This window comes from Paramylibacter ulvae, assembly GCF_014652655.1.
Lineage (GTDB): Bacteria > Pseudomonadota > Alphaproteobacteria > Rhodobacterales > Rhodobacteraceae > Amylibacter > Amylibacter ulvae.
The window spans coordinates 815,865-831,112 of record NZ_BMZF01000001.1; the positions used below are offsets into that span (position 1 = coordinate 815,865).

Below are 15,248 nucleotides of genomic sequence, written 5' to 3' on the forward strand. Positions count from 1 at the left end.
AAACCATTCTTGTCGAATGCAGATGGTTTGGCAAGTTGCCGTTATTTTTTCAATTCCTTCGCGCGAAGATTGCGGAGCATGGATCGCTGGTAAAGTTTTGGCGATATGCGCATCAACCAAGAAGCGATCAACGCGACACGACCCACTGGTATGAAATCCTTTGATTTGGTCACGCCGCGTAGGATTATTTTGGCGGCGGCTTCGGGTGTCATGTAATCTATGCCATCTGTTGCTGCACCTGGTCGTAATATGCCATCATCGCGGCGTTGGGCGTTGCCGATATTGGTTGCGATAAAACTGGGAGCGGCGATCACGCATTGCACTCCGAATGGCGCTTCTTCGGTGCGCAGGGACGCGAAAAAACCCTGCAACGCATGTTTCGATGCGGCATAGGCGGTACGGCAATGCAATGGTGCAAAACCAGCGACCGATGAAATTGCTAAATGTGTACCGCCTGATTTTCGGATCGGGCGCTGGAAAACCTGCGCCATTTCGATTGCGGCGAAATAATTGATGTCAAAAACGCGTCGATGGCTTTTGATATTTGTATCTGCGAATGGTGCGATCTGTGACACGCCAGCATTGTAGATAATCATATCAATCGACGGGCGCGCAGCGATGATTTCCAATGTCGCACTTTCCAGTGCAATTGGATCAGTAAGATCAACCGCAATTGGTGTGCAAGTCTGCGATGCCTTTAGACCCGTTATGTTCACATCCATCAAAACGCAATGCCAGCCCTGCGTTTCAAGCTGTGCCGACAATGCGCGCCCCAATCCACCGTTGCCCCCTGAAATCACCGCAGTTTTCATCGATCCACCTCTGTACGCCAGAGATCGAAAACCTCTGCCGAGGTTAACTCTGGTGTATATCCAAATACGGATTTTAATCTGTTGTTGTCCAAAACGGGGCGGTATTGCAAAAATCGAACCTGCTCTGGCCCATATTGAGACAGGCCCAATGGTTTCGCCACGGCCAATGCCGCCTTTAGTGCCCAAGCGGGCAGGCGTAAAATGGGTTTATCCAACGCTGCGGCCAGATCATCAATGGACATCCAACCATCGCCCGCGACATTGTAAATACCAGATGGTCCATCGGTTGCGGCGCGTTGGACAATTTTCGCCAAATCGCGGGTCCAGATGAACACAAACGGGCTATCGCTTGCTTGAATTGCAAGCAGGCGTTTGCGTTGGAAAAGTGAGGTGATCTGGTTATCCGTTCCCACGCCCAACACGGTTCCGATGCGCAACACAACCTGTTCCAATGTCGGATGTTGTTGTCGTGCGATTGCTAGCATTTCTTCGACCTGCCGTTTATGATCGGCATATGGGAATTCTGGGTTTCCTCTGCACGGTGCATCTTCGGTTAGTGGAATTGGGTTATCGGGGTGATACCCGTATGCGGCACCCGAACTGGTAACAACCAGCCGTTTTACACCGTATTTGACACATGCATCCAGAATATTTCGCGTACCCGTAACATCAACGGCATAAGCGTGGTTTCGGCTCATCCCGCGTGGCGGGGTCACGATGGATGCAAGGTGAACCACAACATCAGGGCGCAGCGATGCGATAACGGCGTCGGGATCGCCGCCCGTTACATCCATCCGCTGAAAATTCACTTGTTTTGGTATGTTTCCACGAACAAGGTCTGTCATGACGATGTCATGGGATTGTAATGCATCCGCCAGTGCGAGGCCAACCATGCCAGCGCCACCCGTGACCAGAATGGAAGTCATCTTTTTGCCTCTGAGCGCGACATAATACTGGCCAGTGTCAATCCAGATATTGCATGCCACACACCCCAAAATGCAGCGACAATCGCCATGCCACCAAGCCCGTTGAAGAACCCGAAAATTAACACAAGCCCAAGACCGGAATTCTGGATGCCTGTTTCGATGGTCACGGCGCGGCGGTCAAACGCAGATAAACCAGCCAGCGTTGCAATCGCATATCCACCAGCAAGGCCAAGCGCGTTATGGGCGATAACCAATCCCGCGATGCCACCAGCGAATGCCAGAAACAATGCCCAATTGGCGGCAAGCGCAATAACGATGAAACCGATAAAAATCGCCATGGACACCCATTGCAATGGTTTGCGCAACTTAGCGGTTAAATCTGGGCGACGGGCGTTGAGCAATACACCCAGAACAAGGGGCAGGACCAACATCGTGCTGACCGTAATGGCCATGCTGATCGGATCAATAACTGTCGCGCGCAAAATCGCAGCAGACGGTTCATAGAGGCTTCCCCAAAATGCGATATTTAATGGGGTCAAAACAATCGCCCCAACTGTGGCAAACGCAGTCATCGAAACCGATAATGCTGCATTTCCGCCCGCGCGATGCGTGATAAAGTTGGAAATATTCCCACCCGGACACGCCGCGACAAGGATCAAGCCTAGTGCAACAGATGCACTTGGTTGCATGATGAGCACCAGCAAAAACGTCAGCGCAGGCAACATAACAAATTGCGAGACTAGCCCGACGATCAACGCCTTGGGCCTCTTTGCCAATGCTTGAAAATCGCGGGGGCTAAGATCAATCGCAATGGAAAACATCACCACCGCAAGGATAGCATTCAAAAGAGTCAACGACCCCGCGGAAAAATCAAGAACTGCCTCATCAATCATGATTGGTTCCTTCCAAGCTTGCCAATCCATTGCGTCACGGCATTGCGATATGTGGTCTTATCCACGTAATAGGCCATGCGCGGCAGGTCGATATATTCCATGGCCCCCGTTGCACGTGAATAGTTTTGCGTTTTGGTATCTTGCAATTCATGCGCTGTGTTTACGCCATTTCGTAAGCCCGTAATATAGCGCACAACCATTTCCGCCTGTTCATGGCGCCCTTGCCAGCCAAGGCCAGATGCTTCGACCATGCCTAACACAAACAAATCATCACGGGTGGGATGCATGCAATTCAGGTAAAGATGCGGCGCATCTCCTTGCCAATTCAAAAGCGTGTTATCAATAAATGGATAGTCCAGCTTGTAACCAGTCGCAGTCAGGATCATATCATATTCTTCCTGCGTACCGTCCTTGAAATGAACGGTTTTACCCGCAAGGTGATCAATGTCGGGGCGTATTTTTATATCCCCATGGCCCGCATGATAAAGCACCAGCGAATTCACGACAGGATGGCTTTCGTATAGTTTGTAGTCTGGCTTGGGAAATCCGTATTTTTGCGGATCACCTACAAACCATTTTAAAATTGCCCCATCGACAATCCGCTTGATCGCCATGGGAAGTTTCAGCGCTCCCCCTACCGTGTCTGCGGGTTTTCCAAAAATATATTTGGGCACAAAGTAATACCCCCGTCGCATCGACAAATCAGTGGACGCTCCGTGATGGATGGCATCGACGGCAATATCACAACCTGAATTCCCCGCGCCGACAATCAACACACGCTTGCCGTCAAATTGGCTCGCATGACGATACTGTGACGCATGGATCAACTCGCCGTCAAAATCGCCTTTGAATGTGGGTATGTTTGGCGTGCTCAGTGTGCCATTGGCGATCAGTAACCCCGCAAACGTATCCACATGTTCGCCCGCATCATCGCGCCATGTGATTTTCCAGCCATCGCCATCACCGCCCAGCGGAACACAAGATATTACCTTGGCCCCGAATTTATAATGTTTAAGCAGATCGAAATGCTTTGCGAAATCTTGAAAATATCGTTTCATTTCGCGGTGCGATGGATATTCGGCAACGTCGTCACGCATCGGAAAATCCGCAAATTCGGTCATTTTTTTGGATGAAATCAAATGTGCCGTTTCATACATGGTTGAATGTGGGCCGTCGATATCCCACAGCCCCCCCACGCCCGTGTTCAATTCGAACCCCTGAAAATCAACACCATGCTCGCTTAACAGCTTCGCAGTTGCCAAACCCATCGGGCCCGCCCCGATTAAGGCAAATCTGTTATGTGGTTTCCCCATCGTTTTCTCCCCTGCACAATATTATATTGAACAAATGTTCAATATAAGGCAAGATTTTTTCATGTCCATGACTCCACAGAATGAAAAGATACGTAAAAGAGCCCCGTCAAAGCGCGCGTTGGCAACCAAGAAACGCGTGTTCGATGCTGCGGAAAAAATTTTTGCGCAACGTGGGTACGATGGGGCGACGATCCGCGACATCGCGGACGAGGCTGGCGAACCTCTGGGAACAATCCATCACCATGGTGGCGGTAAAAAAACCCTGTTTTATCGCACCGTTGCGCGCCGTGCCGAAACGTTGTCTCTTGATCGCCTTGATGCGTTGAATCAGGTGTGTTCCAATGGCACCCAAACACTAGAGTCGGTACTTACTGCCTTTATCCGTCCGTTTTTCGATTTGGCCGTCACAGATCCTAATTGGCGCGACTATGCTCGCCTTGTCGCGTTCGTATCTGCAGATCACCGTTGGCGTGAAATCTCAAAACAGTGCTTTGACCCCATTGCAGAAATGTTTCTGGACGAAATTACCAAACTTTTGCCAGAAAAATCCAAAAAACAGGTTGCAGAAGGGTTCGTGTTTTCTGTTTCTGCCATGCTCGCACTACTGACTGCACAAGATCGCTTCGGTGCCTTGGGTGCGGGATTTGAACTGGAAAGCACCCAAGCCGATCATCTTGTGGCGTTTTGCACAGCAGGCTTTCAGGTATGAAATCAGGAATGACATTATTGCCTATTTTCACAACAGCTCGCGATAATGAGTGCAGCAACATTCGCTGAGTCGGGTGAAATCGCAGTAAGACATCAGTTGTTGACCGAATTCCGTGCCTTAATTTTATACACTGAAGTGTATACTGATGCATAGTTAGGCAGATTGGCGCCTGATCGCTGTTGTTAAGCATAGAATGTTGTCTTTGTTGCGAAAGCGCATAGGCTGATTTTATGAATAAAAATGATCTTCACTTTAGCGAAATGGGACGTGACGGAAGTGTAAGGCGACCTTACCTTCAATACGAAAACTGGCTCGCGCAGCAACAAAATGAACAACTGTCCAAAAAGGCAAACGATGCCGAAGCATTTTTTCGCCAAGCCGGCATCACATTCAACGTTTACAGTGATACCGATGCGGAAGAGCGGCTGATCCCCTTTGATTTGGTTCCGCGTATTGTTTCCAACCGCGAATGGGCAAAACTCACCAAAGGTCTTGAGCAACGTATTCGAGCGATAAACGCATTTTTACATGACATTTATAATCGCCAAGAAATATTACGTGCTGGTGTTATCCCGACAGAATTGATCGCGCAAAACGATGCATTCTTGCCTGAAATGATGGATTTTACGCCACCAGGGGGTGTTTACACACACATCGTAGGAACGGATATTGTGCGTACTGGCGAAGATGACTTTTTTGTATTGGAAGACAACGCGCGCACCCCATCTGGTGTCAGCTATATGTTGGAAAATCGCGAAACGATGCTGCAAATGTTCCCCGAATTGTTTAGCAAAATTAGGGTTCAATCAGTAAGCGATTACCCCAAAAACCTGCGCCGATCATTGGCGGCATGTGCGCCGGCTTGTGCAAACGGGCGACCATCTGTTGGGGTGTTGACGCCTGGTATCTTTAATTCTGCGTATTACGAGCACAGCTTTCTCGCTGATCAAATGGGCGTTGAATTGGTCGAAGGGCATGATTTGCGTGTCGTCGATGGGCGGATCGCGATGCGAACGACATGTGGCTATAAAAATATCGATGTCTTGTATCGTCGTGTGGACGATGAATTTCTTGACCCTCTGACATTTAATCCAAATTCAATGTTGGGTGTGCCGGGCATCATGGATGTGTATCGTGCGGGCAATATAACCATTGCAAATGCACCGGGAACGGGGGTTGCAGATGACAAAGCAATCTACAGTTATATGCCCGAAATCATTCAATTTTATACGGGCGAGCGGGCGATTTTGAAAAACGTCGAAACACATCGCTGTTCAGAACCACAATCCTTGCAATATGTTTTGGATAACCTTGCCGATTTGGTGGTGAAAGAGGTGCACGGATCAGGTGGGTACGGTATGTTGGTTGGCCCTGCGGCGAACAAACGTGAACTGGCGGATTTCGCAGATAAACTAAAGGCTCGGCCATCAAATTATATCGCACAACCAACGCTTTCACTTTCGACGGTACCGATTTTCACTGAAAAAGGATTATCACCACGCCATGTTGATTTACGCCCATTTGCGCTTGTGTCGCCAAACGGCGTTCAAATTGCACCGGGTGGTTTAACGCGCGTTGCACTTACGCCTGGGAGCTTGGTTGTGAATTCCAGCCAAGGCGGTGGCACCAAAGACACTTGGGTATTGGAAGACTAGATGCTGGGAAAAACTGCTGGGGGGTTATACTGGATGTTTCGCTCGCTGGAGCGCGCGGAAAACACAGCGCGCTTGATCGAGGCGGGGTTTCGCATCGCGCTGACCCGTTCCAATGATACAGAAGCCGAATGGAGGTCAGTCATCGCGACCTCTGCCGTTCAAGAAATGTTCGATGAAAAATATCAAAGTTATGACAGCACAAATGTGATAAACTTTTTGCTGTGTGATGTGGCAAATCCCAGCTCTGTTTATTCGGTTTTGAAATCTGCGCGCGACAATGCGCGTTTGGTGCGCACCGCAATAACCACAGAAGTCTGGAGCGCGATAAATGGCGCGTGGATGTTATTGTCGGATCGCTTGAAAAAACCGATTTCTGAAACAGATTTACCAGATGTCCTTGCTTCTATCCGTATGCAATCTGCACTTGTTCGCGGTGCACTTTATGGCACGATGATGCGAAATGATATTTTCGATTTTTGTCGGCTTGGCACATATATCGAACGTATGAATTGCACGGCGCGGATCATTGATGTGAAATATTATTCCCTGCTTCCTTCGCCATCTTTTGTGAACAGCACAATCGACAACGTCCAGTGGGAAACCGTGTTGCGATCAGTGTCGGCGCATCGTGCATTTCGTTGGGCAGGGGACGGCGAATACAATGCACCCGAAGTCGCAACATTTTTGATCCTTGATGGGCGAATGCCACGTTCGTTAACCCATTGCTCTACGCAAATCGTTGCCAGTTTGGGATTCTTGGCGAAAGAATATGATACTCATCAGCCATGTTTGGGTATGGCCGAACAGCTTCGTACGCGGTTTAATGGCCGCGATATTTCTACGATTTTCGAGGATGGATTACATGAATTTGTTAACTCAGTCATCGCTGATATAGATAAATTGGGATATCAAATCGAACAGGATTATAGGTTCAACAAATAGATGAAGCTGCATATAAATCATATCACGCAATATGCTTATGATCAGCCAGTCGACTATGCATTGCAAAAAATCCGACTGCGCCCGTACGACTCTGTATCACAAGATGTCAGCGATTGGAAATTGATCATTGATGGCGGTAAGTTAGAGGCCAGTTACGTGGACCATTACGGCAATTGTGTCGATTTGATAAGCACAGATATTGGTGCGCAAAACCTTACAATCACGGCAACGGGCAACGTTATCACAAGTGATGAATCAGGCGTCTTTGGAAAAATATATGGTCGCGCACCCTTGTGGCATTTTTTGCAAATGACATCGCTGACACAGGCAAACGATACGATATTGGATATGAGCGAAGTCATCAAAAAACGTGGTGACGTGTTGATGGGCTTGCACGATTTGTCGAACACGGTTTTGGAGAAAACACCCTACAAGGTTGGTGAAACGGGGATTGAAACAACCGCAGCAGATGCGCTGAAAATCGGGCACGGGGTGTGCCAAGATCACGCGCATATCTTTATTTCGGCGGCGCGGGCTGCGGGAATCCCTGCGCGATATGTCAGCGGGTATTTGAAAATTAACGATCAGGTTGACCAAGATGCGAGCCACGCATGGGCAGAGGCACATATCCCAAGCATTGGTTGGGTTGGGTTTGATGTATCAAATGGGGTGTCACCTGATGAAAAATATGTACGCCTTGCGATTGGGCGCGATGCGCGCGACGCAGCACCCATATCAGGCATGCGATTAGGAAATGCGGATGAGACAATGATTGTATCTTTGCAAGTACAGCAGTAATCAAACCACATTGATCACAGGATAGAATCAGATGACATATTGCGTTGCAATGCGAACAAACAGCGGACTTATTTTCATGTCCGATACACGCACGAGCGCAGGTGTAGACAGCTTTGCGGTCACACGTAAAATGTTTAGCTGGGCTGTGCCCAATGAACGCAAAATCACGATCATGACTGCGGGTAACCTTGCCACCACGCAATCGATGATCAGCTTGCTTGAAGAACGCTCCAAAGCAGTCGAAGAGCGCGATCCAAGTATTCTACACCAAAAAACCATGTTCCAAGTGGCGCGATTGGTCGGCGCCACCTTGCGAGAGGTTATCGCCGATAGCGCGCCATCTGGACAAACATCAAACGATCAATTTCGCGCATCCGTTATCGTGGGAGGTCAAATCAAAGGAAGCCCGCCAACGGTATTCATGGTCTATCCCGAGGGTAATTTTATCGAAATAACCGATGACACGCCATTCTTTCAGATCGGCGAAACCAAATATGGTAAACCCATACTTGTCCGCATGTATGATCCCGAAATGAATTTTGAAGAAGTGGTGAAATTGCTGTTGATATCATTTGATTCAACCGTGAAATCAAATCTGTCGGTGGGCCCGCCGTTTGATCTTGAAATCTATCGCAATGATTCATTCCTTTCAGAGCCGCCTAAACGGATTACGGATGCAGACCCAATTTATAAAACCATTTCATCCAATTGGGGCGAAGCCTTAAAAGAAGCATTTCAAAGCCTGCCGCATTATAATCTTTGAACGGGTTCGCGCGCGCGTTTGGTAACATTGATCGTGTAATTGCGACCAACAATGCAGCACGTCCCACAGGTTTAAAAAAACGTACATCCTCTGGGCGTATGTACGCTGCTAAAGGATCGCAGCAAAGATAACCTTATCCATTATCTTTTCTGATCTATGCCTCTTGGATAGAGAGACATAACCTATGCCCCTTCCTTGCGATCTTTGCGAGATAACCCTTAAGTTTAGGCTAACCTAACTCCAATTCCAGACTGGGGCATTTGTCTTGCAAACCAGCCGCGAGGCTTGATGGGTATAACATGTGATGAAGTTGGCTGGGTCGGTAGGACTCGAACCTACACTCTACGCTACCAAAAAGCGGTGCATTACCATTATGCTACGACCCAACTGCGCTGGTATTTACTGCGAGCGGGGGAGTCCTGCAACCCCTAAAACGCAGAAATCTGATGCTTGTTTGTCATTGCGATACAGCGTAACGCATTTCCTATGAAAAAGGTAGATGTGATCATTATTGGTGCGGGTGCTGCTGGCATGATGTGCGCAATCGAGGCAGGCCGTCGTGGGCGTTCGGTTTTAGTGTTGGATCACGCGAAAAAGGCGGGTGAAAAAATCCGAATTTCGGGTGGTGGGCGGTGTAATTTCACGAATATGAACATCGCACCTGATCGTTTTTTGTCGCAAAATCAACGATTTGCCCTGTCAGCGTTGAAACGCTATACGCAATGGGATTTTATTGATCGTGTTGCGAGCGCGCATATTCCATATCATGAAAAAACACTGGGACAGTTGTTTTGCGATAACTCCGCACAGGATATTATCGACATGTTGTTGGATGATATGAAGGCAGCAGGTGTCTATCTTGAATTGGAAACCTCGGTGGTTTCTGTGCAAAAGGATGACAATTATATTGTCGAAACCAGCCAAGGGCGCGTCGAATCGCAATCGCTGGTTGTCGCTTGTGGCGGTAAATCGATTCCGAAAATGGGGGCCAGTGGGCTTGGCTATAAAATTGCCGAACAATTCGGCCTTCGAATTGTCGAAACCCGCCCCGCGCTTGTCCCGCTAACCTTTGCCCAACAAGATTTGGAACCGATCAAAGCGATGGCAGGCACGTCGGTATTTGCGTCCGTCACATGTAACAATACTACATTTGACGAGGGTTTTTTATTCACGCATCGGGGGCTTTCTGGCCCGTCGATATTGCAAATATCATCGTATTGGCATGAGGGGGACGCATTATCGGTGAATCTGTTGCCCGCATATGACGTGGTGGAAAAACTTCGTGATGCACGGGCAACCGCTGGAAGGGTGGCACCCCATACCGCACTGGCAAAACATTTGCCCAAAACGCTGGCGGCATATGTCGCGCAACAGGCTGGGGTAACAGGGAACTTGGCGGATCAATCCGATGAACGATTGGCGCATCTGGGGCGCGCTGTTCATCAATGGCAAATTAAACCCGTCGGATCGGAAGGCTATCGCACCGCAGAGGTTACTTTGGGCGGAGTAAACACCGACGATCTGGATGCCAAAACCATGCAGGCACGCGGTGTTGACGGGCTTTATTTCATTGGCGAGGTTGTGGATGTCACAGGCTGGCTTGGCGGGTATAATTTCCAATGGGCATGGTCATCGGGTTGGGCCGCGGGACAGGTTGCCTAACCTTTGTTTTGTGCATCCAATTTGCGTTCAATCTGCGCCAAACGTTCCAATACTTCATCGCGATAATTTTCGGTCAGAACACCTTCTTCTTCGTGATGGGCATCTTGCATGGAATTCACGATCAAACCCACCAACAGGTTCACAACCGCAAATGTGGTGGCCAAGATAAACGGGATGAAAAACATCCAAGCCAGCGGATACACCACCATCACGGGTCGTACGATCCCCATCGACCAGCTTTCAAGTGTCATAATCTGAAATAATGAATAGGCCGATCGGGGCAAATTGCCAAACCATTCGGGGAACTGATCGCCAAACAAATTCGTCGCAATCACCGAGCTGATGTAAAAAATAATCGCCATCAACAAAAACACCGACGCCATGCCGGGAAGGGCAGTTACGAACCCCTCGACCACACGGCGCAAACGGGGGGCAGCGGACAGCACGCGAAACACGCGCAACACGCGCAACGCGCGTAGTGCTGACAGGCTCTGCCCCGCGGGAACAAGCGCAATCGCAACGATCAGAAAGTCAAAAATGTTCCACCCGTCGCGGAAAAACCGCAAGCCACGGGCATATATTTTTGCGCCGATCTCGGCGATGAAAATCGACAGACAGGCGAAATCAAGAACACGCACCAATCCCGCAAACCGTGCCATAACCGAATCCACGGTTTCCAGACCCATCAATGCCGCATTAAATATAATGACGCCAAGGATGAAATTTTTGGTGAGTGAACGGTCAAGAATATTCGCGATCGTTGCGCGCATGGTTGGTCGGCCTATATTTGGTATTCGTCCATGGTGATATGGCGCGAACGCGCGCGCCATTCAATGGGAAAGGATGCCGCAATAACGCGGATTTTATCAGCGCGGCGAAATCGCGCCAATGATGGCGTTAAATCGTTTGATCGTAATCGCCAACCGATGGTTCGGTGCGCACGACTGCATCAATATCAGCAAAAATTGCACGCATTTCATCATCTGATTCAGGGCTTTCGCAGACCACAACCAAATTGGGGGTGTTGGATGATGCACGCACCAGCCCCCAAGCGCCATTGTCCAAGATGACACGCGCACCATTCACCGTGACAACTTGTGCGATTTTGCGCCCAGCGATGGTTTCGCCAGCTTCTGACTTGGCAACCAGTTTTTCCACTAAACGTTCCAACACATCGTATTTTTCGGTATCGGCGCAATAGGGCGACATGGTTGGTGTGGCATATGTTACCGGCAATGCTTTGCGCAGATCAGACATCGACATTTCAGGGTTGCGATCCAACAGTTTGCACATTTCAACTGCAACACGCATGCCACAATCATATCCGCGCCCCACAGGTTCTGCCAAAAAGTAATGCCCAGATTTTTCAAATCCCGCGAGCGCATCCAATTCTTTGACGCGGCGTTTCATATGGCTGTGGCCGGTTTTCCAATAATCCGCCTTGGCGCCATGTTTTTGCAATTCAGGATCAGATGCAAATAGCCCCGTTGATTTCACATCCGCCACGAATGTGGAATTTGGATAAATCTTAGACAGATCACGCGCCATTATCACGCCAACCTTATCGGCGAAAATCTCTTCGCCCTCATCATCCACCACACCACAACGATCGCCATCGCCATCAAAACCAAGTGCTAGATCAGCGCCCGATAATTTCACAGATGCAGACATGTCGTGCAACATTTCCATGGCTTCGGGATTTGGATTGTAATGGGGGAATGTGTAATCCAATGCGTTGTGTGATGGCACTACCTCCACCCCAATACGACGCAGGATTTCAGGTGCAAATGCACTGGCCGTGCCGTTGCCTGTGGCACAAACCACCTTTAATGGGCGCGACATTTTGAAATCACCACACAGATCGTCAATATATGCCTCTTGCACGCCATCAACAAATTCATATTTGCCGCCATCACGCGCAACCGTTTCACCGTTCAACACGATGTCGCGCAATTCGTTCATTTCATCGGGGCCGTGGGTGAGCGGGCGTTCAAACCCCATCTTCACACCTGTCCAACCATTTGGATTATGACTGGCTGTGACCATTGCCACCGCAGGGGCATCCAGATGGAATTGCGAAAAATATGCCATTGGCGATAACGCAGGGCCGATGTCTTTTACATGGATACCCGCACGCATCAAACCCAACATCAGTGCGTTTTTAATGGTCAGCGAATAATCACGGTAATCATTGCCCACAGCAATCACAGGTTCAATGCCTCGCTTGTGCATTTGTGTGCCCAACCCCATGCCAAGTGCGGTAATGCCAGGCAGGTTGATATCATCGGGATATTTCCAACGCGCATCATATTCGCGAAACCCAGTTGGCGTAATCATCGGGTCGCGCAAAAATTCCCATGTGTTTTGTTGCACATCTGCGTTTGGTTTTGTCATCATATGCTCCGCAATATTCTTCAATCAGTGTTAAATTCGAATTGGATTTGATTTTGCAATTTCGTCAAATAATTTTAAAGATTCGATTAAATTTGGCATTTCATCCAAAGCTATCATATTTGGGCCATCAGATGGCGCTTTTTCTGGTTGATCATGGGTTTCGATGAAAACCCCAGCAATCCCAAGGCTGATTGCCGCGCGTGCCATGACGGGTGCAAATTCGCGTTGCCCACCAGATGCACCACCCATACCACCTGGTTGTTGCACGCTATGTGTGGCATCCATAATTATGGGATACCCCGTTTTTGCCATCTGGGGCAGGGCACGCATATCTGTGACCAACGTGTTATAACCAAAACTGGTGCCGCGTTCGGTTAACAACACATGCGCATTGCCCGCACGTGTTACCTTTTCGATCACATGTTCCATGTCCCACGGTGCCAAAAATTGACCCTTTTTTACGTTAATCACCGCATTGGTTTTAGCGGCGGCTTGTAACAAATCGGTTTGGCGGCACAAAAATGCTGGGATTTGCAGGATATCGGCAACATCGGCCACGGCATCGCATTGTTCGGGGTGGTGAACATCGGTGATGATCGGGCATCCGATGTCGGATTTGATCGCGGCCAGTGCCGCCAATCCCGCATCCAGCCCCATACCACGTTGCCCCGCATGGGATGTGCGATTAGCTTTATCAAACGATGCCTTGAACACAAACCCAACGCCAAGTTTAGCGCAAATCTCGGCCAATCGCCCCGCGATAATTGCACCATGGTTTGCGGATTCCAATTGGCACGGTCCCGCGATCAGAACAAACGGTTCATCATTGCCAATTGTAACCTGTCCAACCGAAATGCGTTTCATATCAATTGCTGATCTGTTCACGTAAAATCGAACCCGTCAAAGACACCATTAAAAATATCCCCAAGAAAACCAGAAACGACAATGCCGTGTTTTCGAATTTTTTGGGATAGCTTGGTTCATCTGGTAACACGGGGGGTACACTCAATGTTAAATAACGTGTTTGGCGAATGGCCTCTGCGGTGGCGACTTCGCGCGCTTGTAATGATGTGGCCAACATGGTTTGGCGCATTTCTACGCGCCCTTGTGCAAGGCTCAATTCGGCGGTGACCTGTGCAATGGATTGCACATCGCCTTGGCCTTCGGTCAATTCGCGGTTTAATTCGTCGATCACACGTTCCAGTTCGGTGATTGATGCGCGCTGTGCGTCCACCTTTGGTTTACTGGGGCGTGAATTGCTTTCCAGTTGCACCAATACCAAACGCCGATCAATCAATTGCGAGCGCAATGCTGAAATTTCGGAGGTCAATTGTTGGATTTTCAAATCGCCACTGACGGTTTTGTATTTTTCCTGAATGGCCAGCAATTCGGCCTGTGCATCATAATATGCTTGTTCTTGTTCGCGATAGTTTTTATCCGCTTCGCGCATGGAATCGTTGCGTTTGCGTTCGGATTGTTGGTTCACGTGTTCTTCGGCGTAAGACACCAATGCTTGCGTGAAATCATATGATTTTTGTGGGGTGGGGGCGATCACCTCCATGCGTAACACACCTTCGGTTGGATCGTAGCCAACTTTGACATGTTTTTTATATGTGCGATACGCCTTTTCGTTGGATGAATCGGTTTCAAGCCGCTGTAGCGGATCAACCTGATCATTGGCGAATGTGGCGCGAAAACCTTGGTCTTGATCCAGTTTTTCCAACGCGGATCGCGATGTGATAAATTCCTGTGTGCCCACGGAATCCGTGCTGGTGGAAATGCCTGCGCGGGCGAACATGCTTTGTGCGGTACTGGATGCGGCGGATGCATCCGCGTTTTGAATCTCAAACACGCTGAATGTAGAATACATCGGTGTTGCCACCGCATAGAAATAATAGGCCGCGAGCGCCGTGGGCAAGCCGACAAACATAAACAGTTTCGCCACCATTTGCATCATGCGACGACGACGGCGTTTCACCAAATCGCGTTGAATTTTGCGAATTTCTTTCAGACGTTTTGAATCGTCCATTTCCACAGGTGCGCCAACCTCTTGTGATTGTGCCTTCGCAGGAAGCTGGATCGTGCCGATCGCTTGTCCAGCGGTGGATTGCGCGGCGGGTGCGGTGCCAGTTAGCGCTGCATCATTGGAAAACGGGTCAATCCCTTGCAGGCGCAACAGGCGCACCGCATCCAAATCCGATGTTGCCTCGATTTTATGTTTTTGTGCCAGACGCCGCGCCATGCGCAATTGCTGGCCTGACAGGTCTTCTTTCTTGATCAGTTCGATTTCTTCGCGAACGGATAAAATACTGGTGCCAGACGCCGCGTCTGCGTTTTGGTCGGTATTGTTATCATCACTCATTGTGTCGCCCTAAACTCTG

General features: G+C 49.2%; 14 protein-coding genes and 1 tRNA gene. 6 read left to right on the forward strand and 9 right to left on the reverse strand.

Annotated features, from left to right (window positions below):
* Positions 1–41 precede the first annotated feature (41 nt).
* From IE094_RS04025 to IE094_RS04040, 4 genes are read right to left on the reverse strand one after another with little or no spacing between them, the layout of a single operon-like run.
* On the reverse strand, positions 42–812 hold the full coding sequence (locus IE094_RS04025) for an SDR family NAD(P)-dependent oxidoreductase (protein ID WP_189639247.1): 771 nt from the start codon (positions 810–812) through the stop codon (positions 42–44).
* Positions 809–1,738, reverse strand: coding sequence for an SDR family oxidoreductase (locus IE094_RS04030; protein ID WP_189639248.1), 930 nt, complete (start codon positions 1,736–1,738; stop codon positions 809–811). Before IE094_RS04030 ends, IE094_RS04025 begins: the two co-directional genes overlap by 4 nt.
* The gene (locus tag IE094_RS04035) at positions 1,735–2,631 is read right to left on the reverse strand and encodes a bile acid:sodium symporter family protein (protein ID WP_189639249.1); all 897 of its coding nucleotides are present in this window, start codon (positions 2,629–2,631) and stop codon (positions 1,735–1,737) included. The genes IE094_RS04030 and IE094_RS04035 overlap by 4 nt, the downstream gene beginning before the upstream one ends.
* The gene (locus IE094_RS04040) at positions 2,628–3,944 is read right to left on the reverse strand and encodes a flavin-containing monooxygenase (RefSeq protein WP_189639250.1); all 1,317 of its coding nucleotides are present in this window, start codon (positions 3,942–3,944) and stop codon (positions 2,628–2,630) included. Before IE094_RS04040 ends, IE094_RS04035 begins: the two co-directional genes overlap by 4 nt.
* Before the next feature lie 61 nt (positions 3,945–4,005).
* On the opposite strand from IE094_RS04040, the gene IE094_RS04045 reads away from it, so the two are divergent.
* The 5 genes from IE094_RS04045 to IE094_RS04065 all read left to right on the forward strand — a co-directional run bounded on the left by IE094_RS04045 (position 4,006) and on the right by IE094_RS04065 (position 8,811).
* Positions 4,006–4,653: a TetR/AcrR family transcriptional regulator gene (locus tag IE094_RS04045; protein WP_189639251.1), complete on the forward strand. Its 648-nt coding sequence runs from the start codon at positions 4,006–4,008 to the stop codon at positions 4,651–4,653.
* A 230-nt stretch (positions 4,654–4,883) separates the two neighbouring features.
* Positions 4,884–6,308, forward strand: coding sequence for a circularly permuted type 2 ATP-grasp protein (locus tag IE094_RS04050; protein WP_189639252.1), 1,425 nt, complete (start codon positions 4,884–4,886; stop codon positions 6,306–6,308).
* Entirely contained in the window at positions 6,309–7,250 is a 942-nt protein-coding gene (locus IE094_RS04055) for an alpha-E domain-containing protein (protein WP_189639253.1), read from the forward strand. It begins immediately after the preceding gene.
* A complete protein-coding gene (locus tag IE094_RS04060; protein WP_189639254.1) occupies positions 7,251–8,048 on the forward strand; it encodes a transglutaminase family protein in 798 nt (265 codons plus the stop codon). It abuts the gene before it with no gap.
* A 31-nt stretch (positions 8,049–8,079) separates the two neighbouring features.
* On the forward strand, positions 8,080–8,811 hold the full coding sequence (locus tag IE094_RS04065) for a proteasome-type protease (RefSeq protein ID WP_189639255.1): 732 nt from the start codon (positions 8,080–8,082) through the stop codon (positions 8,809–8,811).
* 311 nt (positions 8,812–9,122) lie between these two features.
* On the opposite strand, the gene IE094_RS04070 is transcribed toward IE094_RS04065, so the two are convergent.
* Positions 9,123–9,197: transfer RNA gene (locus tag IE094_RS04070), tRNA-Gln, on the reverse strand.
* Between the two features lie 100 nt (positions 9,198–9,297).
* On the opposite strand from IE094_RS04070, the gene IE094_RS04075 reads away from it, so the two are divergent.
* On the forward strand, positions 9,298–10,473 hold the full coding sequence (locus IE094_RS04075; RefSeq protein WP_189639256.1) for a BaiN/RdsA family NAD(P)/FAD-dependent oxidoreductase: 1,176 nt from the start codon (positions 9,298–9,300) through the stop codon (positions 10,471–10,473).
* On the opposite strand, the gene IE094_RS04080 is transcribed toward IE094_RS04075, so the two are convergent.
* The 4 genes from IE094_RS04080 to IE094_RS04095 form a co-directional block, all read right to left on the reverse strand.
* Positions 10,470–11,243: an ion transporter gene (locus IE094_RS04080; RefSeq protein ID WP_189639257.1), complete on the reverse strand. Its 774-nt coding sequence runs from the start codon at positions 11,241–11,243 to the stop codon at positions 10,470–10,472. The two genes, IE094_RS04075 and IE094_RS04080, sit on opposite strands and share 4 nt — an antisense overlap.
* A gap of 127 nt (positions 11,244–11,370) precedes the next feature.
* Positions 11,371–12,867, reverse strand: coding sequence for a phosphomannomutase/phosphoglucomutase (locus IE094_RS04085; RefSeq protein ID WP_189639258.1), 1,497 nt, complete (start codon positions 12,865–12,867; stop codon positions 11,371–11,373).
* Between the two features lie 30 nt (positions 12,868–12,897).
* The gene (kdsA, locus tag IE094_RS04090) at positions 12,898–13,731 is read right to left on the reverse strand and encodes a 3-deoxy-8-phosphooctulonate synthase (protein WP_189639259.1); all 834 of its coding nucleotides are present in this window, start codon (positions 13,729–13,731) and stop codon (positions 12,898–12,900) included.
* A 1-nt stretch (position 13,732) separates the two neighbouring features.
* The gene (locus IE094_RS04095; protein WP_189639260.1) at positions 13,733–15,229 is read right to left on the reverse strand and encodes a KpsE/RkpR family capsule polysaccharide export protein; all 1,497 of its coding nucleotides are present in this window, start codon (positions 15,227–15,229) and stop codon (positions 13,733–13,735) included.
* Positions 15,230–15,248: the final 19 nt, after the last annotated feature.